The following is a 21,506-nucleotide window of genomic DNA, read 5'->3' on the forward strand; positions in this document are numbered from 1 at the left end:
GGCGGGGCCCTCGACCGTAGCGTGGAGTCATCGGGAAACGTTCCCGCCCGGCACCGTCGATGGCACCGGGCCCACGACGAGGAGTCGCCGTCATGTCCGCTCCGCTGGTCCGGCCGCGCAACCACAGGATGATCGCCGGAGTCTGCGCGGGCCTCGCCCAGCGCTATGGGACCTCGCGCACCACGATGCGCGTGATCTTCCTGGTCTCCTGCCTGCTGCCCGGCCCCCAGTTCGTGCTCTACCTCGCGCTGTGGCTGCTGCTGCCGAACGAGAAGAGCGGCACTGAGACCTCCTGGTGAACGCACGCGGCGGGCCGCGCGCCCCGGTGTCCGGGATGCGCGGCCCGCCGTCGTCGCGTCACGGGGCCGGCGCGCGGCCGCCGCGTGACGAGGCCGGGGCGAAGGTCAGCTGCCGCCGGCGAGGTTGTCCAGGGAGAAGCCGTTGGTGGCCAGCGGCAGGCCGCCGAGCAGACCGCCGTTGCCCTTGGTGTCGGCCGGCGCCGCCTTCGGCAGGGACGGTGTCATGGGGAGGTTCGGGGCCAGGGCCTTGTCCACGGCCTGCGACGGGGACTCCAGAATGCCGGCCTGGACCGCCCGGTCCGCGGCCGAGATGACGGGCCCGCCCGCGGGGGCGAACTTGGCGGCCTTCTGGATGGGCAGCTGGCCCATCGCGCTCGCGGCGGTGCCGGTGACCGACTCGACGGCGCCCGCGGTGCCCGCCGCCGACGCGCTGCCCGCCGCTGTGGCGGCGAAGGCGATACCGAGCGCGGCAACACCGAGGGTCTTGATGGTTCCCTGCTTCATCTGAATTCTGTCCTCGCGACGGAGATTTTGAGCGGGCACTGCAACCTAGTCGCGAGTTCCGGGCGTCCGCAATCATTGACACGGCCGGGACAGTAACTGTCCCGGCCGTGGTCACGGTATTCCCCGTGGAATCACCGTCCGTTGCGACGGTAAAGAATTTTGCAGGTCAGGCGGTTTCCGTCACCGTCTGGCGGAACAGCCACTCCGACTTCAGCTCCGCGTAACCCGGCTTGATGACGTCATTGATCATCGCCAGACGTTCGTCGAATGGGATGAACGCGGACTTCATCGCGTTGACGGTGAACCACTGCATGTCGTCGAGGCTGTAGCCGAACGCCTTCACCAGGTGCTCGAATTCCAGGCTCATGCTGGTGCCGCTCATCAGACGATTATCAGTATTCACGGTCGCCCGGAAATGCAGCTTGCGCAGCAGCTTGATCGGGTGTTCCTCGTAGGAGGCGGCGGCACCGGTCTGCAGGTTCGAGGTCGGGCACATCTCCAGCGGAATGCGCTTGTCCCGTACGTACGACGCCAGCCGGCCGAGCTTGACCGTGCCGTCCTCGGCGACCTCGATGTCGTCGACGATGCGCACACCGTGGCCGAGGCGGTCCGCGCCGCACCACTGGAGGGCCTGCCAGATGGACGGCAGGCCGAAGGCCTCACCCGCGTGGATGGTGAAGTGGTTGTTCTCGCGCTTGAGGTACTCGAAGGCGTCGAGGTGACGGGTGGGGGGGAAGCCCGCCTCCGCGCCCGCGATGTCGAAGCCGGCCACGCCCGAGTCGCGGTAGCGGTTGGCGAGTTCCGCGATCTCCAGCGCGCGGGCGGCGTGCCGCATCGCGGTCAGCAGGGCGCCGACGCGGATGCGGTGGCCGTTGGCCTTCGCCCGGCGCTCGCCCTCGCGGAAGCCGGCGTTCACGGCCTCGACGACCTCTTCGAGGGAGAGCCCGCCCTCCAGGTGCTGCTCGGGGGCGTAGCGCACCTCGGCGTAGACGACACCGTCCTCCGCCAGGTCCTCCGCGCACTCGGCGGCCACGCGGAAGAGGGCGTCGCGGGTCTGCATCACGGCGCAGGTGTGCGCGAAGGTCTCCAGGTAGCGCTCCAGCGAGCCGGAGTCCGCGGCCTCGCGGAACCAGACGCCCAGCTTGTCCGGGTCGGTCTCGGGCAGACCGTCGTAGCCCGTCTCACGGGCCAGGTCGACGACGGTGCCGGGGCGCAGGCCGCCGTCGAGGTGGTCGTGCAGCAGCACCTTGGGCGCACGACGGATCTGCTCGGGAGTGGGTGTGGAGGAGGTCTCGGTCGTCATCTCGGCACTCTAACGCCTACGCGCGTAGACGGCTGCGAACGATACGGAAAGGTGACCCATCGGCGGGGTGGACACCACGCGGCCTTCTGCCATCGTTTCTGCCATGTCTCAGCAAGCGATGCCGCAGCGGGACCCCGGAACGCCGGGAAGCGGGGCCGTCGGCCTCGGAAAGCCGCTGGGGGCCGGGCGTTCGGTACATGGCGTGGCGCTGTTGCTGCCGGGCGGCCGCGCCGCCGGGGCCCGCCGCCCCTCGCTCCTGGCCCTCGCCGCGCAACGGCCGCTGGCCCGCCGGCTGGCCCGCGCGGGGAGCCCGGAGGGGCTGGTCACCCACGTCGTCCGCTACCGCCGCCGCGGCTGGAACGGTACGGCCGCCGACCCGGTGCGGGACGCGGAGTGGGCCGCGGACGAGGTCGTACGGCGCTACGGCGACGTGCCGGTCTGCCTGGTCGGCACGGGCATGGGCGCCCGCGCCGCCCTGCACGCCGCCGGCCACCCGGCCGTCACCTCCGTACTGGCCCTCTCCCCCTGGCTGCCCGAACCGGAGGCGCTGCTCGCCCCCGACCCGGTGCGCCAGCTCGCGGGCCGCCGGGTGCTGCTCGTCCACGGCACCAACGACGAACGCACCGACCCGGACCTCTCCTTCCGCCTCGCCGAACGGGCGAAGAAGATCAACCGCGACGTCTGCCGCTTCGAGGTCCACTCCGACGGCCACGCCCTCCACCAACACCGCTCCGAAGTCCAGGCCCTGACGGTGGACTTCGTACGCGGCTCCCTCTTCGGCCACCCGTACACCCGCCCGGTCACGGACGCCCTGGCGGCACCGCCGCCACTGGGGTTGCGGATGCCGCTGGCCTCCGGCTTCGGGGCGTCGCTGGGGTTCTGAACGTTCGCTCCGGGGTCCGAGTGATTGCCCTCGGTCACCCGCACGCTCCGCTGGCTCGTGCAGGCGATGATGCTCGCCGCCGGGCGGCTCGGCGTCCGGCGAGCGGAGTACGGCCCGCCCCGGACGTGACCGCAGGCGCCCACCTACCGCGGCAGCAACTGCCCCCGGCGCGACAGCAGGAACCGCTTGAAGGCCGCCACCGGTGGCGTATCCGGGTGACCGTCCAGCCAGGCCACCCCGATCTCGCGGAAAGCGCGCGGCGCGGTGACCGTCAGCTCCACCACCCCCGGCCGCGCGACAGCCGGCGGCGGCAGCAGCCCGACGCCGAGCCCCGCCGCCACCAACCCCCGCAGCGTCTCCGGGTCCTCGCCCTCGAAGGCCACCTTCGGGGTGAAGCCCGCCTCCGCGCAGAGCGCGTCGGTGATGCGGCGCAGGCCGTAGCCGGGTTCGAGGGTCACGAAGAGCTCGGCGGAAGCCTCCGCGAGGCGGACGCGCTTGCGGGTCGCGAGCGGGTGGTCGTCGGGGACGACCAGGCGGAGCTTCTGTTCGTCCAGCCGCCGGGCCGCGAGGTCCGGCGCGTCCGGCAGCGGCGAGGTCAGGCACAGGTCCAGGTCGCCGTACCGCAGCCGTTCCAGCATGGCCTCCCCGTAACCCTGCACCAGCTGGAACCGCACGCGCGGATGATCGGCGCGGAAGGCGCGGATCAGCTCCGGCACGGTCTCCGAGCCCAGGGTGTGCAGGAAGCCGAAGGCGACCTTGCCGCTGGTGGGGTCCGCGTCGGCCTGTACGGACTCGGCGGCGCGCTCGACGTCCGACAGCGCCCGCTCGACCGAGGCGAGGAACGCCCGGCCGGCCGCGGTGAGCGAGACCGTGCGGCCGTGCCGGGCGAACAGCGCGACGCCCAGGTCGTTTTCGATCCGCACCATCGACCGGCTGAGCGTCGACTGCGGCATCTGCAACTGCTGAGCGGCCCGCGTGACGTGCTCGTGCCGGGCCACGGCGACGAACTGCGCGAGGCGCGGGGTGAGGGTCGCCGCCCACGAATCCGCCTTGATGTCGGGTCCGTCAGGGGTTACCGAGTTGTCAAAATTCCGAGTCACGCTTTCGTTGCCAGTTGGTGACAGAGAGGGCCCTGGCCTGCGCTCATGCTGCATGGGATCGATTATCGCGTTTTTGTGCATTGGACGCATGAGCGGAGCGTGCATACGGTCGGTACATGCCTCCTGCCGATACCGGGGCATCCGTCGTCATCATGCGATCGGGTGCCGCCGCACTGTCGTCCCTCTCCACCTCCACAGACTCCGCCGCCCCCGCTGTCTCCACCGATGACAGCAAGCTCGTGCCCGGCGGTCCCGGCTACCGCCGCACGAGCCTCGCGCTCTTCGCGGCGGGTGTCGCCACCTTCGCCCTGCTCTACTCCACGCAGGCCCTCCTCCCCGCGATCTCCGACGACCTCGGAGTGACGCCGGATCAGGCGAGTTGGACCGTCTCCGCCGCGACCGGCGGCCTCGCGCTCGCCGTCGTCCCGCTCAGCGCCCTCTCCGAGCGCTTCGGCCGGCGGACGATGATGACCGCCTCCCTGTGCGTCGCCGCGTTCGTCGCGCTGCTCGTACCGTTCGCCCCCGACCTGGGCTGGCTGGTCGCGCTGCGCGCCGTCCAGGGCGCGGCGCTCGCGGGGCTCCCGGCGTCGGCGATGGCCTATCTCGCCGAGGAGGTCCGCGCGAAGGCGCTGGTCGGCGCGATCGGCCTGTTCGTCGCGGGCAACAGCCTCGGCGGCATGTCCGGGCGCATCGTCGCCGGCTGGGGAGCACAGGCATGGGGCTGGCGGGCGGGGCTCGCCGCGGTCGGGGTACTGGCCGTGATCTGCGCGGTCGCCTTCCGGGTACTGATCCCCAAGGCCCGGCACTTCACCCCCACGGCCGTCTCGCCGCGCGACCTGGCCCGTACGGTCCGCGGCCACCTCTCCGACCCGCTGCTGCGCCGGCTGTACGCGATCGGCGCGCTCTTCATGACCGTCTTCGGCGCGGTCTACACGGTCATCGGCTACCGCCTGGCCGAGGCGCCGTTCTCCCTCCCCCAGGGCGTCGTCGGCTCGATCTTCCTGATCTACCTCGTCGGTACGGCCTCCTCCGCCGCGGCCGGAAGGCTCGTCGGCCGCATGGGCCGGCGCGGCGCGCTGTACCTCGCGGTGAGCACCACCACGGCGGGCCTGCTGCTGACCCTGACGGCCTCGCTGATCGCGGTCCTGCTGGGCCTCGTCCTGATCACGGCCGGCTTCTTCGCGGGCCACGCGGTGGCCTCGTCCTCCGTCAGCCGCGCCGCGAAGACGGGCCGCGCCCAGGCGTCGGCCCTCTACCAGACGGCGTACTACCTGGGCAGCTCGGTCGGCGGGACGGTGGGCGCGCTCGCCTTCCACTTCGCCGGCTGGGACGGCACGGTGGTGCTGGGCCTGGTGGCGATGGTCGGCGCGGCGTCGATCACGCTGTACGCGACGCGGCGGGCGCTCCTGGAGCGCCGCCGCATGACGGTACGGGCCTAGCCCGCGCCTCTGCTCGAACGGCCCGCCCCGTCACCTGTCCTGGTGGGGTGGGCCGTTTCGCTGTTCAGCCTAGGAAGATGCTGGTGTCGACCGTGAGATCGAACGGTGTGGGGAGACGGACCGGGTTGCCGAACTTCCCCGCCCGCAGTACCCGGTACAGGCCGCCCTTGGGTTCGCCGTAGAGGGTGAAAGTGGGGCCTCCGGGTGCCCACCTGTCGACAAGGAGGCAGAGCGGCACCCCTGCATGCGCGTAACCGGCGGGCTTGCTGACCCGAGCAGCGCGAACGCTCGCCTTCGAGGTGATCTCCACGACGAGCTCGACCACCGACGCCTGGATGAAATTCTCGGACTCGCCCGCCGACTCGGAAGCGTCATCCACCACCGCCTCGGGCGCGACAACGAGGTCTGGGATGTAGAGGCCACTACGAGACGGGACAGCGACAGCCAAGGACCGGTGGACGCCCCAGCCCTCGGGGACGGCCTCGATCAGCCGACACCGCAAATTCCGGGCGATGCGGCTGCGGTCGTTGCGGGCATCCGCCGGTAACACGGTGATGACCCCGTCGACGATCTCCACTCCGCAACCCTCGGGGACGGTTGTGCCCTGCCGGATACGGAGCAGCTCGTCCCACTCGCCATCCGGCGAACAGTCGGTGCCGGCTGTGCTCATCGCGCCCCCCTCTGTCGGTACTCACCGATCCCAGCAGGCCGCACGGGGGCGGCAGAGGTTCCCTGGCCCCTTCACCCGTACGAGTAAGGTGGCGCCCCGCGCCCCAGGCCGCCGGGCCTGTCCGAAAGCTGACGGTCCCTCATAGCAGCTTCCGCGGCCGCCGTTCGGCGTTCACCGACGGTGACTCTCTTCTCACACCGCGGTCCGGTGGGGTGACTTTCGCTCCCCCGTCCGATGTCCTTGCCCATCGACAAGCATGAAGTGCACATGTCGATGAGGACTGGTGTGAAGTGGACAGACAACTCCGCCGCCTGTGGAGCAGTACGGCCATGGCGGTCGCGCGAAGCAGGATCGCCGCGCTCGTCGGAGCGGTCGCGCTGATCGCGGCCGTACTCACCGGCGCCGCCACGGGCACGGCCAGTGCCGCGGCCGACAGCGGTTCGAAGGTCGCCGCCGGCGGCTGGTCCTGCTCCGGAGCGCCCGTTCCGGACGGCTACGTGATCACCATGTACGACCGCAACGGTTGCCGGGGCGCGGGCGCCTGGTTCCAGGCGCCCGTGCGTGACGGGATCTGGACCTGCTCGGGCTCCCCGATCGTGCCCGGCTACGTCATCAGCAACTACCTCCCCACCGGGTGCAGCGGCATCGGGGCCTGGTACCACCAGCTCGCCCGCAATGGGCTCTGGACCTGCGCCGGCTCGCCGATCGTGCCCGGCTACGTCACCACGAATTACATGCGCGCCGGATGCAACGGCATCGGCGCCTGGTACCACCAGCTCGTCCGCAACGGCATCTGGACCTGCCCCGGCTCGCCCATCCCGGCGGGCTACCGCAGCACGACGTACTCCGCGAGCGGGTGCGGCGGCCTGGGCGCGTGGTACACGGTGCGCGCCTGATCCTGTACCTGCACTACGAAGGCACCGCGTGTTTACGCGGTGCCTTCGCTTGTCAGCCCCACGGGACCAACCGTCCGGTTCTGACGACTCCGAGGAGGGCGGCCAGGGCGGTGGGGGTCGTGGTGATGACGTCGGTGGGGTGATCGCTTTCGCGAAGGCGTATGAGGCCGCCGGGGGTGAGGGCGACTTCGACGCAGGAGCCGTCCTGGCCGACACTGTATGAGGACTTAAGCCAAGCACTCTGAGACATATTGCCACCTATCGCAGTTCATACAGGACGTGTTGGAGCAAACTCAGCGAGTCCTGTGCCCCCGCCTTCTCAGGTGCTGCCTCTGGATCGATGGGGGCAAGAGACAACGAGGCGAGTCGCTCAAACATTCTGGCGTACTCGGAGATGCTGTCTGAATCCCCGATGAAGTCCGCGCTGGTCGGGTGCTCTCGGTACAAGGTGTCCAACTCCGGAGGTCCGCCGCCCATAAGGATGAAGGATCGGACGAAGGTGGAATACGGCCCCATCTCGAACGGGAAAATCTGCACCGTCACATGAGGAAGACGAGCGACCTCGATGAGCTTCAAGAGCTGCTTACGCATGACCTTCGCGTCGCCGACACGCATCCGGATACCTGACTCGGGGATGATGGCGTGGTAGCTCTGCAGCCCACCCAGGATGCGCTGACGCTCAAGCCTGAACCTCACCCAACGATCGAGTTGTTCGTGATCGCCCTCAAGGTGTGAGATCACAGCGCGTGCGTAGTCCTCCGTTTGGAACATGCCCGGGATGACGGACGACTCGTGGGCACGAATAGTGGTGACCCGCGCTTCCAGTTCCGCCAAGTCGAGAGCCCTACGAGCCAGCACATCGGCGTACTCGTCCCACCAGCCCTTACCTGACTCCTGCGCCATCGCCATGAGCCCGTCGAAGTACGCTCCGGGCGGGCATCCGTACTCGCGTAGCAACATGTACAAGCGGTTTCGCGTGACATCGAGACGACCGGTTTCGATGTTGCTGATGCGGGCGCGGTCAGCGTCCAGCAAGGCCGCGGCCTGGTCGCCGGAAATACCGGCGCCCTCCCGCAGCTTGCGCAGCTCCGCCCCGAGTCGACGCTGTCGCTCGCTCGGCTGTTTCCTGGGTGCCATCCCTGCCCTGTCCTCCTCCTCGACTGGCGGCAGTCTGCCCATACCGGGCCAGGCGGGTCCATTCATCGAGCCCGCTGTCACCCACACGTGGCAACAATCGGGTGATTCGTTGCGGCCCAGTAAATGTATTTACTACGGTCGAGTCGACCCACCAATCTCGCGATACAGCGGAAGTGCACCTGCCTCAACGTGAGTTGGCGTGGGCAAAGCCACCGCGTTCACCCGCCCACCCCACGCACCCCGGCACCCCCTGGAGACGTCATGGAACCCCTCCCCGCCGCGAACTGCTCCCTCGCCTTCCCGCCGCATCCCGCCTGGGTGCGGACCGCACGCGAAGCGGTCCGCACCCTGCTCCTCTCCTCCTACCGGACCGAGCTGACCGATACCGCCGTGGCACTCACCTCGGAGGCCGTCACGAACGCGGTCAACGCCTGCCGGGTGAGAGGTTGCACCACCCCGGTGACCCTCTACGTGGAGTGGACGAAGGCCGGGCATCTGCGGGTGTTCGTGCACGACGGCGCGGCGGGGCTGCCCGTACGCCGTGCCGACGCGGCGTCCGACGACGAGTCCGGCCGTGGCCTGGCGCTGATCGAACACGGCGCGGACGCGTGGGGCGTCTGCGCGCACGGCCCGGGGCCGGGGAAAGCGATGTGGTTCGTGGTGGGCGAAGCCGCCGGCAACGGTGGGCCGCGGCGGTCGCCGGTGGGGTGCGCGGAGTGCGCCGGGCTCACGGCCGCCCGCCGCGCGGCGGTGGCGGACGGCGATCACGAGAGGGTCGTGGACGCGACCGTAGCCGTGCGCAGCCACTTCCGTGGGGCGCACATCCTGCCGGGGAGGCCGTGGTGATCCGTAGCAACTGTGCGCATCGGTCGGGCTGGACCCACGCACGAGGGGAGTCCCGCTGCGACGGTTGCGGGGTACGGCGGTTCACGGCGTACGGGGCGGTGCGGCCGTCGGACATGCCGTACGTGATCACCCCGCGCGCCCGGGACCGGCGCGCGGCGGACCGGGCGGCCGCCCTGAACGTGGCGTGGAACCGGGCGCGTTCGGTGGCCGGGGACCGGCGGTCCGGACCACCGCCACGCGGACGGTGGTGGCCTCAGAAGATCGTGAGACCGGTGACGCCTGTCGCCTCCGTCACGCCGGTGGTGAGGCATTGCAGTGCGTCCGGCTGAGGGAGCGTGACGATCTGTACCGCGTTCCGGCCCTGGTAGCGGCCTTGCACGACAGTGCCGGTGAGGGTGGTGATGACCTGGCCGGCCACGGCGGTGCTGCTGCCGGTGGCCTGGATGACGCTGGTGTCGCCGGTGCTCCACTTGATGGTCCGCCGGTCCTCGAATCCGTCGAGGAGGTCGTTGCAGCCGGCGGAGATCGTGAACCGCTCCCCGTACGAGGCGCTCACCACCTTGTCCGCGCTGTCGAGGCAGGAGCTGAACCGCCCCTTGGTCGTGATCTCGATGTTCCGCGCCGCGAAGGTGACTCCGGGGCGGTAGGCGACGGACTCGGTTCCCTGGCACTGCACGTGCACGTACTCGGGTGCGTGCGCGTGGGCGGGAAGCGCGGTGGGCACGGCCGTACCGAGCGCGGTGACGGCCGCCAGGGCCAGGGAACGCGTCCACGATCTGCTGACGGACATGATGGATCTCCTTCGTGGCGAGTCGCGTGAGGTGTGGGATGCCCCGCCGGCCCACCTGTGAGACCGGCTCGCGGCAGCGACAGGAAGGCATGTGAGGTCGCGGCGAGGCGCGCGTGGGCGGGGGCGCGCCCTGCGGCTTCGGAGAACCGCCCACGTGCGGTTCTCCGGGAACATCGCCGTAAGTAGTGTGGTCGTGACCCTCGGACGTCGCTCGGCTTCCGGCCCTGGAGTGTGATGGACGCACTGGAGATCGGCACTCTGGCGGTACCGGGTGCGAGGCTCTACTTCGAAGTACGCGGCTCCGGGCCGCTGTTGTTGCTCATTCCCGGCGGCAATTCCGACGCGGCGGTGTTCGAGCGGTCGGCGGCCGCGCTCGCCGCGGACCATCGCGTCGTCTCCTACGATCCGCGAGGTTGTTCACGCAGTCCGCTCGACGGACCGCCGACGGATCAACGGATCGAGGTGCACGCCGACGACGCGTACCGCCTGCTGGACCACCTGGCCGTCGGAGGCGAGTCGGCGCAGGTGTTCGGCAGTTGCTCGGGCGGGCTCGTCGCGCTCGAACTCCTGGTGCGGCGTCCGGGCAGGGTGCGGTCGGTGGTCGCGCACGAGCCGCCCGCGATGGCACTGCTTCCGGACGCCGCGCGTTACCGGGCATTCTTCGACGAGGTCCACGAGGTGTTCCGCCGTGAGGGCGTCGGGGCGGCTTTGGAACGGCTCCAACCGCTGTTCGGCGGCCGGCCCGCGCCGGAGCTGCCGGAGGCGCACGACAACAGCGCGTTCTTCCTGGCCCATGTGGTCCGGCCGTCCACGCGCTACATTCCCGACCTCGCCGCGCTCGCGGCCATGGCGGACCGAGTGGTCATAGCCGGTGGCCGCGACTCGCGCACGCAGGTCATCCACCGGCCGGCGGTCATTCTCGCGGAACGGCTCGGTCGGGAACTGGCCGAGTTCCCCGGCGGTCATGTCGGCTACGCGGGGCACCCGGCGGAATTCGCGGAGCGGCTCGTCGGGAGACTGGCCGCCATGCGGGGGTGGACTCCATGCGAATCGTGATGGGGGCCCAGAATTGCGGCTTCGGTCCGGCGGCCGAACTCGTCGCCGTATCCAGGCTGCTCTCCGGCCATGAGCGGATATTCGTGGGCGACGGCGTGGCGGCGGCGTTCGCCCGCCGCAACGCGGACGCCTTCGACGACCTCCGCGAGACCGCCGGGACCGGGCCCGCCGCGATCGACGACCTGCTGAAGTCGAGCGACCAGGTCCTCTCGGTCATGGACGCCGATCTGGTCGTGCGGGCCGTCGTGGCGGGGCGGCCGGTGGTCATGGTGGACAGTCTGCTGAGCTTCTGGCAGCTCGGACGCCCGCTCGCCCGGATCCACGACCTGTGCGCGAGCATGCCGCGCTCCTCCTTCTCGGCCGCGGACCGGCACCTGCGCCCGCTCTCACCGCACGAACGCGTCGTCGCGGCCCATCTGCTCGCCACCCAGAGCGTGGTGCAGAACTTTCCGGGTGTCGCGCGACGTACGGCCGAGCTCGTCGCTGTCGGTGGGGGCACCGGCCCCGTGATCCACGTGACGGGCTCGATCATCGACGTGGAAGGGTTACGGGACCTGCCGCGCGAAGCGGACCCGGAATACGACTTGTTGGTCAATGTCGGCGGATTCAAGAACTTCCTCCTGGACTTCGACGTCAACAACGCGTATCTGCGCCTGCTCGACCGGTGGGTGGCCGACCTGCTGCGCGATTGGCGCCGCTTCCCGCGCGTTCTGATCTGCGGCGGCCCCTTCGGGGAACACCGGAGGCGAAATGTCGTGGTCGCCGATGGACGGGCCGATTGCCGCTTCCTGGCGCAACGCGAACTGCTGCGGCAGGTGGCGAGCACCCCTCATTACCTGCTCGCCCCCGGCCTCACGGCCCTCCACGAGGCTCTGGCCCTCGGACAGCTGCCACTGGCGATCCACGAGCAGCACTACGCCCACGTCTTCACGGTGCGGCAGCTCGACGACACGCTCTTCGGCCGAATGGCCGCTCGTTTCGCGGATGTCCTGCCGCACCACCCCGTACCCGAGGACGACTTCGCCGGGACGGCGGAGCTCGTCCGGATCGCCGACCGCATCCGGGAGGACGACGCGCTCTACGCCGAATTCCGCCGAACGCTCAACGAACGGATCGAGCGCTATGTCTCCCTCACCGACGCACAGCGGCAACAGGGCGTCCAGGAACTACGGGCCACACTCGACGGAGAACCCATCGCCTCAGCAATGGCGAGGGCCGTCCCGCTCCCGGCCCCCGCACCAGCCACGCCCTCTTGACGACGGCGCCGTCAGGAAACAAGGGTCGTGCGACCGACCACAACCGGCCCAACCACGGCAGTCGTTATGGCACTACGGTTCGTCGGGAAAGATCCGGAGTCAGGAGATCACGGCTCCCCCGCCGTATGGATCGACGAGCGCACGAGAGATCTCCTTCTCCAGGGCTGGAAGGCAGACGATCAAGCGGTGAGCGCCTCGGGTGCCCGGGCCTGTGCCAGTGCCCGGTTGACCCTGCGTTGGGTCGGGGACAGTTCCCCGCCGGGCGGGCGTTTGTGTCCGGTGGTCACCCAAGAGCCGGCGCCCTGGTAAGCGCGGTCGGCCAGCACGGGAACGCCCTGTCGTTCGCAGATCCGGATGATCAGGCGGCCTTCGCCTGTGGCGACCCATTCCGTGACACCGGCGGTGCTGGTCCGTTCCTGGAGGCGCGTCGAGCGGATCGTCAGCGACACGAGATCGCTCGGGCGCAAGACCGAATACCGCTCCGTGGCAGCCATGTCAACGCTCCTAGCTATTCCGGGGCGGCGGTGGCGTAGGAGCTCGCGGGCTCCGGGACTTGCGAGCGATGCAGCACGCCGAGCTGCGCCAAGCGCCAGACTGGCTCCGGCGGCGAGCCGTCCTGCCAGAACTGGACCGGGACGACCGTCTCCGGGTCCGAGGCCTCCAGGGCCAGGAAGAACTGATAGAGGTCGACCCCCTGGTACTGCCCACTGGGCGCCCCGCCGATGATCTCGACCAGGGCCATGTGCAGGTGGGGGGGCACCCCGGTGCGCTGGTGCACGGTACCCAGGAAGTCGCCGCGCGAGACCCGTGCCCCGACGAAGACCGAGCCTGGCACGTCGGTCAGGTGGGTGTAGAAGGCGCCCATCATGTCGTTCCCGGAACGCATGAAGATCTCGGCTCCGTACACCTTCTGCGTGTCCTGCGCCGGATCGTGCGGCTTGAATTTGGTGACGTGTCCGTCGAACGAGGCGTACACCGGCGTGCCCTGGGTGCCGCCGATGTCCATCCCATAGCGGATGTACCAGTTCGAGCCGACATGGCCGCCCTGGCCGGGGCCGCCGTGGCCCTGGGTGAATCCCGAGGGGTCGACCGGGGCCGAGACATCGATCGTGAAGGCGCTGCCAGCCCGCACGAGGGCGCGGGGGCGACCGACGTTCCACCCGCCTCCCGGTAGCAGGTCCGAGATCTCGACAGGGATCTCGTCGGAGTTCCACGTCAGGCTCGCGCCGGGGATGGCGCCCTCGACCTCCTGGATCTTGTTCTGCATGACGGCCATCTGGGAGTCGTCGAGGTCGCCGACCGTGGTCGAAACCGAGATACCCAGGGCTGCCGCCACGGAGTTCGCATAGGCGACCGGATTGTTTCCGTCGGACTCGGGCGCGTACTTCTTGAACGCCTCGAGAATAGACAGGTCCTTGTAGAGGTTGCTCCGCAGGAGCTTGGCAATCGCGTACCAGCCGTCGGCCCAGGTCGGGAAGATCAGGAAGTTGTGCCAGTTGAACTTGCCTGGATACTGTCCGAAATCGGGGCCGCCGGGTCGCCCGGTGATGTTACCGGGATTGTTGTTCAGCCAGGCGAAGCTGCCCTCGTAGTTACGCATGTGCGGTCGTCCGCGGGCGATCTCATCCGCATGGACGACGAAGTTGTAGATCTCCTTGCCGTGCCCTTGGTAGTCGTTCGGGTCACTCGGATTCGAGCCTGGGAACCAATCCGCTCGCGGGATGTTCAGGTCGAAGGAGATCTTGTGGTTCCAGTACCACACGTGGTCGCCGAGCTCGAGTGCCATTCCTGCCTCCAGTGCGAGATGCAAATTTTTTGTTGAGTTGCGAAGAGAGAACAAAATTCGCGGACAGGAAGAAACGTCCTGCCGCCTCGGGCGAGTTGAACTCCACCAGCTGCTCCGACGCTCCGGGTCCGAGCAGAGCCGCTGCCGTCAGCGGCCTGCCGTTGGCCTGGAGGTCCTCGTCGAAGTGGTAGCGGTAACTCTTCAAAAGCTCCTGGTCGGGCGCCTTCCGTGGCGATCGTCCCTTTTGTGCAGGTGGCGGTCGCGAGTCGCCGGGATCCGCCGCCCTGCCGAGCCGGTCGATGACGAGGGCGCCTCCCCGAGTGAAGCGGCCGAGGAGGCGCCGTGTCCGACGGGTCAGCCTTCGGGCTGGAGGGAGGGCTGCCGATCGCGCCACCAGCCCCAGACGGTGATGCGGTTGAGTCCCCGCTTGCGCCGGCGGCAGCTCCCGCATTCGTGCATGCGGACCCGGCGTGTCAGTGCGGAAATTACGTCACCGAGACCGACGGCTTTCTTCCCGCCGTGAATCGTGCCGAGAGAGGGGATCTGGGCCTCGAGGCTTTCCCACGTGACCGGCACACCCGGAACGGGCTCGATGCGGCTCCGCTCCGCCTTGCCCAGGGTAGTGACGTCGGGGTGGGAGAGGAGCCTTTCAGCGGCTTCCTCGTCGGCGATTCCGACATAGGCGGTGCCGTCGACGGGAAGAACAAGGGCGTTTGGCGCATCGTATTTCAGCACCGGCTGCCCACCGTTTTCCGTACGCTCCGCGAGCGGAACGTTCAGCCAGTAAATGGCGGATTTCACGTCGGTTACCCCCCGTCTCACTGGTCGCAGCAACCGACGGCCCACCGGCAGAAGAAGCTGCAGTCGCACGCCACACAGGCCGCGCAACGCAGGGCGCAGCCGCCGCAGCTGATCGCGACACAGGCCGCGACGGCGGGCAGTGCGCCCGCCGCCAGACAGGCGGTAAGGGCGGCCAGACACGTGCCGCCGCAGCCGCCGAGGCAGCCCCGGAACGCGTCCCAGATGCCGTCCGCTTCGATGAGGCCGCGGCCCGGTTCCAAGGCGTACTCCGTGGCGTGAGCCCAGCTGCCCGGCTGCCCCTGCTGCCCCTGCTGAATGGCCCTCACCACCGGGTTGTTCAAGGGGACCGTGTCGCCGCCCGGTGTCAGGGCGGACATGGTGGTGGCCATGATGCCAACCTGCTGTCCCTCCTCACCTCCGAATGCGGGTGCACCGAACAACAGCTGCGCTCTGAACTCCGACACGGTGTCGCCCGTGCCGGGGTGCTTCACCGGGCGAGCGAACTTCATGCTGTAGTCGACGCCGCTGGCATTGCTGATGTCTGCCTGCGACGGCGACAGCTCCGCCACGCCCGCGGCGGAGGACGCGCGGAAGCGGTGCACCTCTTCTATCAGCTGGTCCACATGCAGGTCCGGGTCGGCGCGAAGTGTGTCCCACGCCCGGATCGCCAGATCGTTGCTCCGCAGCGTCAACGTCTCCGTCTCGAGCGTCGCTTGTTGCTTAAAGCTCATTTCCTTTCCCTTTCTCTCGTCGGCCGACCGGTATTCCGAAAGCCGGCAGCCATGTCCATCGTGCGCACAGAACGCGAACGGCCGCCTGCTGAAAGGATTTTGCCGATCCGGTGGACGTCACTGACTTGTAACTTGCAAATAAACAACGTAATGATCAGAGCATGCATGCGAGAGGTACTGTGCCTGTCACGGTGTGCTTGCCGTACGGCACCCGGGTGAAAGTGCAGCGGCTGCTGTCACAGGAAAAGCGCCTGCGCACGGAACGTGTGCGGAGTGAGTGCTGGAATGTCTCCGGACTCGGCCGACGGGAGGCCCTGGCCGTGCGCGCCCTGCGGCGCCTGGATGTGGCCATGGCCCGCGACCGGGAGGAGCTAGTCGACTCGCTGGACCGGCTGGCGGCTCTCGGCGTGCGACGCGAGTTGCAAGCACAGGGCTGGGACCGCCCCTGGCCGGGCTGCCCCGAGGAGGCCCGCGGTCCCGGCAGATGGCCGGGGTCGCGGGACGGGGGCTTCCCCGAGAGGCTGTCGCTGCGGCTCCCGGTGGATCTGGCGAGTAAGGTGCGGGACGCGTGCTGGTACACCTCCGCCGAGGCGATCGCCGCCCTTCTTGACTGGCGTGACCGGTACCCGCGGGTCAGGCCCCGCCGCCACTGGGCGCCCCCCGGGCAGGAGGAGGCGTTGGAGATCTACCGGCGGCTCGCCGCCCGGGTCACCACGCCGGGCGAGGTCTGGCGGGCGGGCATCCAGCGCGGGATAGACCTCTGCGGATCCCCGGACGACGTCCGCCCGCCCTACCTGGGGGCGGGCGGTTGAGGGGAGACGCACAGGGCAGCCCATGGAAGATTGCGCCTGGACCCGACGCCAAGCGTGCTGCCAGGACTGAAGTTGAGCCTTCAGGCGTACGAGTAGAACCCCCGACCCGGTCTTGCGTCCCAGCCGCCCCGCGTCCACCATCCGCTGCAGCAGCGGCGGGCGGTGTACAGCGGCTCCTTGTACTCCTCGTACACGCTGGCGCATGGTTGTCGTGTACCGAGCTCCGCTACCCTCGGGGTTGCCCCAACGGAGGTTGGCGCAACTGGTGCGCAAAACGCTGAGCGGTCCCCGCCCTCGGGATTCAACGGTCTCTCAGGCCGACCCACTTGCCTCTCTCCTGCACCGAAGATGGCATTGCTTGATCGGGGGACGAGACCCAACGCCCCGGACCGGCCGACCGTGGAATCCGCGAACTCGTGGCCTCGGCGCCAGCGTCCGGCGTCAGCGGCGGCTACGCGCCGCGTTGCAGGGTGACCTCGCCCGCGCTGTACGAGTGGATGGGGCTGGTGGGGCTGCCGAGTTGCGTAGGCCTGTCGCAAGAGCACGCTGGAGTGAGGGGGCGCCGTACCGCAGACAGATATCCGGTGTGGCGGCCCGCGCGTACGTCCGTCGGCCTCGGCGCGCACGCCCCGGAGCGGTGCCGGGCCGAGTCATCGGCCCGGCGCTCGGTCGGGACCGACCGCCTTCGATCGGCGGGTGGTTGCCCGACGGACGCCGGAGCGCTGCGGGAGCGCCGGCCGTTCCGTGCGGGCCCCGGCCCCGGCCCCCGGCCCTGGACGACGGCCCTAGACGACGGCCAGCGAGTATCTCGCGCCGGCTCCGGGGCGGTAGCCGGTGTCGACGGGCTTCGACTGGCCGTCGCAGGCCGTCCAACTGCCGCTGTACAGGCCGATACGGATCGTGAGGCGCGCGCACTTGCCGTCCGTGGTGAGCTTCTGGAGTCGGCCGGTGACGCGGGTCCGGCCGTCGGCGGTGCAGTTCTTGAGGGTGGCCCGCGCCCCCGAGCCATTGAGGATCTGTGTGCGGCATTCGGCCACCGTGTCCGTGGACGTGGTGGCGTGGGCCGGTGCGGCCAGGCCACCGAGGGTGATGCCCGCGGCCAACGCGATGCCCGCGTTTCTCATCATGTTGCGCATGGTCACTTCGCTTTCCGTGCGATGGCGGTTGTCCGGAATCCGGAATCCGGATCGGAGTGACGAAGGGGCGGGCCCCGCCGCTGCAGTCGGCCGGGCCCGCCCTTCATTGATCGTTCGCGGGAGGGATCACCCGCTCGTCGTCGACGTGACGGTCAGCGGCGTGAACACCACCAGCATCAGCAGTTCCAGCAGCAGCCCCAGGCCGACCAGCCAGAACCCCGCCCGCGTCCAGCGGGTGAGGGGGTGGTGCCACAGGCCCACCGTGATGCCGAGGACGATCCCGGCCGCGATGGTGAAGACCGCCGCGACGTACCAGGCGAACGGGGCGGTGCCGAGTCCGGCCACCGCCAGTACGACGGCCGTGACATCGCTCCGGCTCGCTTGCCGGCCACCGGTTCGTGTCATGGTCATCGCTGTCCCTCTCGTCTCACGCCCACGGGCTCAGAGCCCGCGGATCAGTTGGTGTTGCAGGACCGCTTGTACGAGTAGAGGCCCTTGCCGCCGCGTATCTGCACGCACGGCGTCTGGGTGGAGCTGATCGGGCCGGCGCCGTATCTGAACTTCTCCTGGGTCCAGGACCGGATCTCCCAACCGACGTTGCGGGAACCCTTCCCGGCGTGGCCCTCGTAGTCCCACAGCGGGGTCGAGGTCTCGCCGCCCCGCTCGGCCACCTTCCAGCTGGTGACCTTGGTGCCGTTGTGGCACCAGTTCAGGCGCTGCCAGTGGGTGTAGATGGTGTTGCCGGCCGCGGCCTTGGCGTTGTACTGGACGCGTGCGGTGTAACACCGCGCGGCGGCCGCCGACAGCGCCTCGTCCGCGGGGATTTCCTTGATCGCGGTGGTCTCGACGGACTCGGAGACCGGGATGTTCACCTTCTTCACCGCGTCCTGCTCGGCGACGGTCAGGGCCGCGTAGGCCTTCGCCCGGTCGGCCGAGGCGGCCACCTTCTTGCTGATGGCCATCCCGTCCAGCGCCGGCGCCGCCTGCGCGGTGGTCGTGAGCGTGGCCATCACCCCCGCGGCACCCAGAACGGCCGCGGCCAGAGTCGTGCTTTTCCTGTGCATGAGCATCCTCCTGCTCGAGAAAAGGCAGGGAGGCATACGGGAACATCCGTTCCCACCCCCGTGGTTGGGGACGACCTTTCCATGATTGACGGATGCTCATCAAGGTCATTTCTGGGGCTGCTGATTTCCGATCTTGAAATGGCCGGAACGTTATCGCTAACGGATTTTCGGCGTCCGGACCAGTCCAATCGTGTCGCCCGACGCGTCAACTGCGGTAACGGTCACGGGGTCCGCGGCGGAAGGCCACCAGGCGAAGAAATGGCCGTTCTTGACGGTGGCCGTAACACGCCGTTGGTCGAAAGTCTCGACGGTCACAGCAGTCACCATGGAATCCACTCGTCCATATACGTACCGCGCCGCGTCACCTTCCGTGACACTGCCGCCGTTCTCCTGGACGGCCAGCACCTGCCCGTCCTTCAGCGGGGGCGCGTCGGTGCGGCCCGCCGCCCAGAAGTTCCTGCCCTGGAGGCAGACACCCGCGTTGTCGGCGCCCCCCATGAGGACCGCCGTGGACGTGCCGCGACGTTCGGCCAGCACCGGGGCCACCGGCTTGCTCGTGCCCCCCGGCGTGGTGCCGGCCGGAAGGCGCTCGGCGCAGGTCCGCGCCAACTCGGCGGCGTCCGGAGCGGTCAGGGGGGCGGGGACCGCGGACCAGGCAGCACTGGCCGGCCCGGCGCCCGACAGCAGGTTCACCGCTTGCCAGCCGCCGACGGCGGCGGCGAGCGCGGCCGTCGCCAGCACCGCCCGGGTCCGCCGGGAGACGGGCCGGGCCGGCTTCGGCCGGTTCTCCGCCTCCCGCACCACGAACGCCTTGAGCTGTTCGAGCCGCATCGGCGAGAGCCGTACGCGCGGAGGGTCGGGAAGAGGAATACCGGGAAGCGGAGCTTCGGGAAGGTTCATCGGGAGACTCCTGCGGAATGGTCCAGGGCCGGGTGCGGAGGGAGTTGATCCGTGAGGGTGAGCCGGCGCAGCCTGCTCCGGGCCCGCGACATCCGGGAGCGCACCGTTCCCAGCGGGATACCGAGCGCCCGCGCGGCCGCCGCGTACTCCAGTTCGCCGAAGACACACAGCTCCACCACCTCGCGCTCACGCCGCGGCAGCGCCAGCAGCGCCTCGCGGATCCGCCGCATGCGCCGCTCGGCGTCGAGCCGCGCGGCGACCCGGTCGGCGGGGTCCGGCTCCTCGGCCTCCGGCGGCAGGCGGCGCAGCGCGGCCCGGTGCCTGGACAGTGAGCGGTGGTGCTTCTGGGTCACTCGGTGGGCGATGCCGAGCAGGAGCGGTACGGCCGTGTCCTCCACGGTGAACCGGTTCCGCAGGCGCCAGGTCTCCAGGAAGACCGTCGAGACGAGGTCCTCGGCCGTGGCCCACGACGCGGTCCGGTGGAAGCAGTACGAGAAGACGGCGGGGCCGTGCCGGGTGAACAGCAGGCCGAACGCCTCGCTGTCCCCTGACCGGACCCGGCCCCACAGCTCCTGGTCCCCGGCTCGCGTATCGGGCGCCCCCGAAGTGTCCACGTCCCTCTATACCCGCGGCGGTACGCCGAGTTCCCGCACCGGGCCGTGAAAAACGAAGGCCCTGGAAGACGAAGGCCGTGAAAAACGAAGAGGGCCCCCGCCGCGGCGGGGGCCCTCTTCCACACCTGCTTACGCGATGCGGTCCAGCACGATCGGGTTCGCCGTGAACTCCGTGCCCTCGGCGGCGATGTCCACGCTGCCCTCCAGGGCCGACAGCGCGTAGTCGAACTTCTCCGGGGTGTCCGTGTGGAGCGTCATCAGCGGCTGGCCCGCGACGACCTTGTCGCCCGGCTTGGCGTGCATCTCGATGCCCGCGCCGGCCTGCACCGGGTCCTCCTTGCGCGCGCGGCCGGCGCCCAGGCGCCAGGCGGAGACGCCGACGGCGTACGCGTCGAGCTTGGTGAGGACACCAGAGGCGGAAGCCGTCACCACGTGCTGCTCACGGGCCACCGGAAGCGTCGCGTCCGGGTCGCCGCCCTGCGCGATGATCATGCGGCGCCAGTGGTCCATGGCGGAGCCGTCCTTGAGCGCCTTGGCCGGGTCGGCGTCGGGCAGGCCCGCCGCCGTCAGCATCTCGCGCGCCAGGGCGAGCGTCAGCTCGACGACGTCGGCCGGGCCGCCGCCCGCGAGGACCTCGACGGACTCGCGGACCTCCAGGGCGTTGCCCGCGGTCAGGCCGAGCGGGGTGGACATGTCGGTGAGCAGGGCGACGGTCTTGACGCCGTGGTCCGTGCCGAGGCCGACCATCGTGGAGGCCAGCTCGCGGGCGTCCTCGATGTTCTTCATGAAGGCGCCGGAGCCGACCTTCACGTCCAGGACGAGCGAGCCCGTACCCTCGGCGATCTTCTTCGACATGATCGAGCTGGCGATCAGCGGGATCGCCTCGACCGTGCCGGTGACGTCGCGGAGCGCGTACAGCTTCTTGTCCGCCGGGGCGAGCCCGTCACCCGCCGCGCAGATGACGGAGCCGACGTTGCGCAGGACGTCCATCATCTCGTCGTTCGACAGCAGGGCGCGCCAGCCGGGGATCGACTCCAGCTTGTCGAGCGTGCCACCGGTGTGGCCGAGGCCCCGGCCGGAGAGCTGCGGCACGGCCGCGCCGCACGCGGCGACGAGCGGGGCCAGCGGCAGGGTGATCTTGTCGCCGACTCCGCCGGTGGAGTGCTTGTCCGAGGTCGGCATCGGCAGGGACGAGAAGTCCATGCGCTCGCCGGACTTGATCATCGCGGCGGTCCAGCGGGCGATCTCCGCGCGGTCCATGCCGTTGAGCAGGATCGCCATCGCGAGCGAGGACATCTGCTCGTCGGCGACCTCGCCGCGCGTGTACGCGTCGATGACCCAGTCGATCTGCTCGTCGGTCAGCCGACCGCGGTCGCGCTTCGCGCGGATTACGGAAATGGCGTCCATCAGCACATTTTCCTTAAGTTCGTGCGTCCTCAGTCTTCCCGGGGCCGGAAAGTGACCCGGAGGGGTTGTTTCCACA

25 protein-coding genes and 2 pseudogenes are annotated in these 21,506 nt (G+C 69.7%); 9 read left to right on the forward strand and 18 right to left on the reverse strand.

All coding sequences use genetic code 11. The features are described 5' to 3' along the window. The first annotated feature begins 92 nt into the window (after positions 1-92). Positions 93-299 (forward strand): PspC domain-containing protein, encoded by a 207-nt coding sequence (locus ACZ303_RS13245; protein WP_467338263.1) that lies wholly within the window; start codon positions 93-95, stop codon positions 297-299. A gap of 105 nt (positions 300-404) precedes the next feature. Here the strand turns inward: ACZ303_RS13245 and ACZ303_RS13250 are convergent, their stop codons facing one another. Both ACZ303_RS13250 and ACZ303_RS13255 read right to left on the reverse strand, forming a co-directional pair. Then, on the reverse strand, positions 405-803 hold the full coding sequence (locus ACZ303_RS13250) for an ATP-binding protein (protein WP_467338265.1): 399 nt from the start codon (positions 801-803) through the stop codon (positions 405-407). 166 nt (positions 804-969) lie between these two features. Next, entirely contained in the window at positions 970-2,106 is a 1,137-nt protein-coding gene (locus ACZ303_RS13255) for an adenosine deaminase (protein ID WP_467338267.1), read from the reverse strand. 103 nt (positions 2,107-2,209) lie between these two features. On the opposite strand from ACZ303_RS13255, the gene ACZ303_RS13260 reads away from it, so the two are divergent. Continuing rightward, positions 2,210-2,989, forward strand: a complete 780-nt coding sequence (locus tag ACZ303_RS13260; protein WP_467338269.1) for an alpha/beta hydrolase — start codon at positions 2,210-2,212, stop codon at positions 2,987-2,989. Positions 2,990-3,132: 143 nt separating this feature from the next. On the opposite strand, the gene ACZ303_RS13265 is transcribed toward ACZ303_RS13260, so the two are convergent. After that, complete coding sequence (locus ACZ303_RS13265; RefSeq protein WP_467338271.1) at positions 3,133-4,143, reverse strand: LysR family transcriptional regulator; 1,011 nt, start codon at positions 4,141-4,143, stop codon at positions 3,133-3,135. A 62-nt stretch (positions 4,144-4,205) separates the two neighbouring features. Between ACZ303_RS13265 and ACZ303_RS13270 the strand changes: the two genes are divergently transcribed. Then, on the forward strand, positions 4,206-5,528 hold the full coding sequence (locus tag ACZ303_RS13270) for an MFS transporter (protein ID WP_467338273.1): 1,323 nt from the start codon (positions 4,206-4,208) through the stop codon (positions 5,526-5,528). A 64-nt stretch (positions 5,529-5,592) separates the two neighbouring features. Here the strand turns inward: ACZ303_RS13270 and ACZ303_RS13275 are convergent, their stop codons facing one another. After that, complete coding sequence (locus ACZ303_RS13275; protein ID WP_467338275.1) at positions 5,593-6,198, reverse strand: Uma2 family endonuclease; 606 nt, start codon at positions 6,196-6,198, stop codon at positions 5,593-5,595. 329 nt (positions 6,199-6,527) lie between these two features. Between ACZ303_RS13275 and ACZ303_RS13280 the strand changes: the two genes are divergently transcribed. Beyond that, the gene (locus ACZ303_RS13280; protein WP_467338277.1) at positions 6,528-7,094 is read left to right on the forward strand and encodes a hypothetical protein; all 567 of its coding nucleotides are present in this window, start codon (positions 6,528-6,530) and stop codon (positions 7,092-7,094) included. Positions 7,095-7,146: 52 nt separating this feature from the next. On the opposite strand, the gene ACZ303_RS13285 is transcribed toward ACZ303_RS13280, so the two are convergent. Together ACZ303_RS13285 and ACZ303_RS13290 are read right to left on the reverse strand one after the other, a co-directional pair. Continuing rightward, a complete protein-coding gene (locus tag ACZ303_RS13285; RefSeq protein ID WP_467338279.1) occupies positions 7,147-7,344 on the reverse strand; it encodes a DUF397 domain-containing protein in 198 nt (65 codons plus the stop codon). A gap of 8 nt (positions 7,345-7,352) precedes the next feature. After that, entirely contained in the window at positions 7,353-8,273 is a 921-nt protein-coding gene (locus ACZ303_RS13290; RefSeq protein WP_467338281.1) for a Scr1 family TA system antitoxin-like transcriptional regulator, read from the reverse strand. 219 nt (positions 8,274-8,492) lie between these two features. On the opposite strand from ACZ303_RS13290, the gene ACZ303_RS13295 reads away from it, so the two are divergent. Further along, positions 8,493-9,077 (forward strand): ATP-binding protein, encoded by a 585-nt coding sequence (locus ACZ303_RS13295; RefSeq protein WP_467338283.1) that lies wholly within the window; start codon positions 8,493-8,495, stop codon positions 9,075-9,077. After that, entirely contained in the window at positions 9,074-9,406 is a 333-nt protein-coding gene (locus tag ACZ303_RS13300; protein WP_467338285.1) for a DUF6255 family natural product biosynthesis protein, read from the forward strand. Before ACZ303_RS13295 ends, ACZ303_RS13300 begins: the two co-directional genes overlap by 4 nt. Here ACZ303_RS13300 and ACZ303_RS13305 read toward each other — a convergent pair. Then, complete coding sequence (locus tag ACZ303_RS13305; protein WP_467338287.1) at positions 9,331-9,867, reverse strand: hypothetical protein; 537 nt, start codon at positions 9,865-9,867, stop codon at positions 9,331-9,333. The genes ACZ303_RS13300 and ACZ303_RS13305 overlap by 76 nt on opposite strands. Before the next feature lie 234 nt (positions 9,868-10,101). Here ACZ303_RS13305 and ACZ303_RS13310 point away from each other — a divergent pair, with 234 nt between their 5' ends. Together ACZ303_RS13310 and ACZ303_RS13315 are read left to right on the forward strand one after the other, a co-directional pair. Next, on the forward strand, positions 10,102-10,923 hold the full coding sequence (locus tag ACZ303_RS13310) for an alpha/beta fold hydrolase (RefSeq protein WP_467338289.1): 822 nt from the start codon (positions 10,102-10,104) through the stop codon (positions 10,921-10,923). Beyond that, positions 10,911-12,179 carry a hypothetical protein gene (locus ACZ303_RS13315; RefSeq protein ID WP_467338291.1) on the forward strand — a complete coding sequence of 423 codons (1,269 nt, stop codon included), beginning with the start codon at positions 10,911-10,913 and terminating at the stop codon, positions 12,177-12,179. Before ACZ303_RS13310 ends, ACZ303_RS13315 begins: the two co-directional genes overlap by 13 nt. 197 nt (positions 12,180-12,376) lie before the next feature. Here ACZ303_RS13315 and ACZ303_RS13320 read toward each other — a convergent pair. From ACZ303_RS13320 to ACZ303_RS13335, 4 genes and pseudogenes are all read right to left on the reverse strand, one after another. Then, a pseudogene (locus tag ACZ303_RS13320) lies at positions 12,377-12,538 on the reverse strand (transposase family protein); the annotation flags it as partial. Between the two features lie 149 nt (positions 12,539-12,687). After that, positions 12,688-13,965 carry a peptidoglycan DD-metalloendopeptidase family protein gene (locus ACZ303_RS13325; RefSeq protein WP_467338293.1) on the reverse strand — a complete coding sequence of 426 codons (1,278 nt, stop codon included), beginning with the start codon at positions 13,963-13,965 and terminating at the stop codon, positions 12,688-12,690. A 354-nt stretch (positions 13,966-14,319) separates the two neighbouring features. Further along, positions 14,320-14,766: a hypothetical protein gene (locus ACZ303_RS13330; RefSeq protein WP_385608980.1), complete on the reverse strand. Its 447-nt coding sequence runs from the start codon at positions 14,764-14,766 to the stop codon at positions 14,320-14,322. A gap of 17 nt (positions 14,767-14,783) precedes the next feature. Then, on the reverse strand, positions 14,784-15,497 hold the full coding sequence (locus ACZ303_RS13335; RefSeq protein ID WP_467338297.1) for a hypothetical protein: 714 nt from the start codon (positions 15,495-15,497) through the stop codon (positions 14,784-14,786). 215 nt (positions 15,498-15,712) lie between these two features. On the opposite strand from ACZ303_RS13335, the gene ACZ303_RS13340 reads away from it, so the two are divergent. After that, positions 15,713-16,309, forward strand: coding sequence for a hypothetical protein (locus ACZ303_RS13340; RefSeq protein WP_467338299.1), 597 nt, complete (start codon positions 15,713-15,715; stop codon positions 16,307-16,309). Positions 16,310-16,389: 80 nt separating this feature from the next. Here ACZ303_RS13340 and ACZ303_RS13345 read toward each other — a convergent pair. The 7 genes and pseudogenes from ACZ303_RS13345 to ACZ303_RS13375 all read right to left on the reverse strand — a co-directional run. Then, positions 16,390-16,506, reverse strand: a pseudogene (locus tag ACZ303_RS13345) (3-hydroxyacyl-CoA dehydrogenase family protein); the annotation flags it as partial. A 588-nt stretch (positions 16,507-17,094) separates the two neighbouring features. Beyond that, positions 17,095-17,436: a hypothetical protein gene (locus ACZ303_RS13350; protein ID WP_467338301.1), complete on the reverse strand. Its 342-nt coding sequence runs from the start codon at positions 17,434-17,436 to the stop codon at positions 17,095-17,097. Positions 17,437-17,571: 135 nt separating this feature from the next. After that, the gene (locus ACZ303_RS13355; protein ID WP_467338303.1) at positions 17,572-17,856 is read right to left on the reverse strand and encodes a hypothetical protein; all 285 of its coding nucleotides are present in this window, start codon (positions 17,854-17,856) and stop codon (positions 17,572-17,574) included. Positions 17,857-17,900: 44 nt separating this feature from the next. Further along, the gene (locus ACZ303_RS13360; protein ID WP_467338305.1) at positions 17,901-18,509 is read right to left on the reverse strand and encodes a hypothetical protein; all 609 of its coding nucleotides are present in this window, start codon (positions 18,507-18,509) and stop codon (positions 17,901-17,903) included. 156 nt (positions 18,510-18,665) lie between these two features. Continuing rightward, positions 18,666-19,409: a hypothetical protein gene (locus tag ACZ303_RS13365; RefSeq protein WP_467338307.1), complete on the reverse strand. Its 744-nt coding sequence runs from the start codon at positions 19,407-19,409 to the stop codon at positions 18,666-18,668. Then, complete coding sequence (locus tag ACZ303_RS13370) at positions 19,406-20,023, reverse strand: RNA polymerase sigma factor (protein ID WP_467338309.1); 618 nt, start codon at positions 20,021-20,023, stop codon at positions 19,406-19,408. The genes ACZ303_RS13365 and ACZ303_RS13370 overlap by 4 nt, the downstream gene beginning before the upstream one ends. Positions 20,024-20,152: 129 nt before the next feature. Continuing rightward, positions 20,153-21,436 carry a thymidine phosphorylase gene (locus ACZ303_RS13375; RefSeq protein ID WP_467338311.1) on the reverse strand — a complete coding sequence of 428 codons (1,284 nt, stop codon included), beginning with the start codon at positions 21,434-21,436 and terminating at the stop codon, positions 20,153-20,155. Between the last annotated feature and the right edge of the window lie 70 nt (positions 21,437-21,506).

This window comes from Streptomyces sp. NPDC023527 (assembly GCF_055560115.1).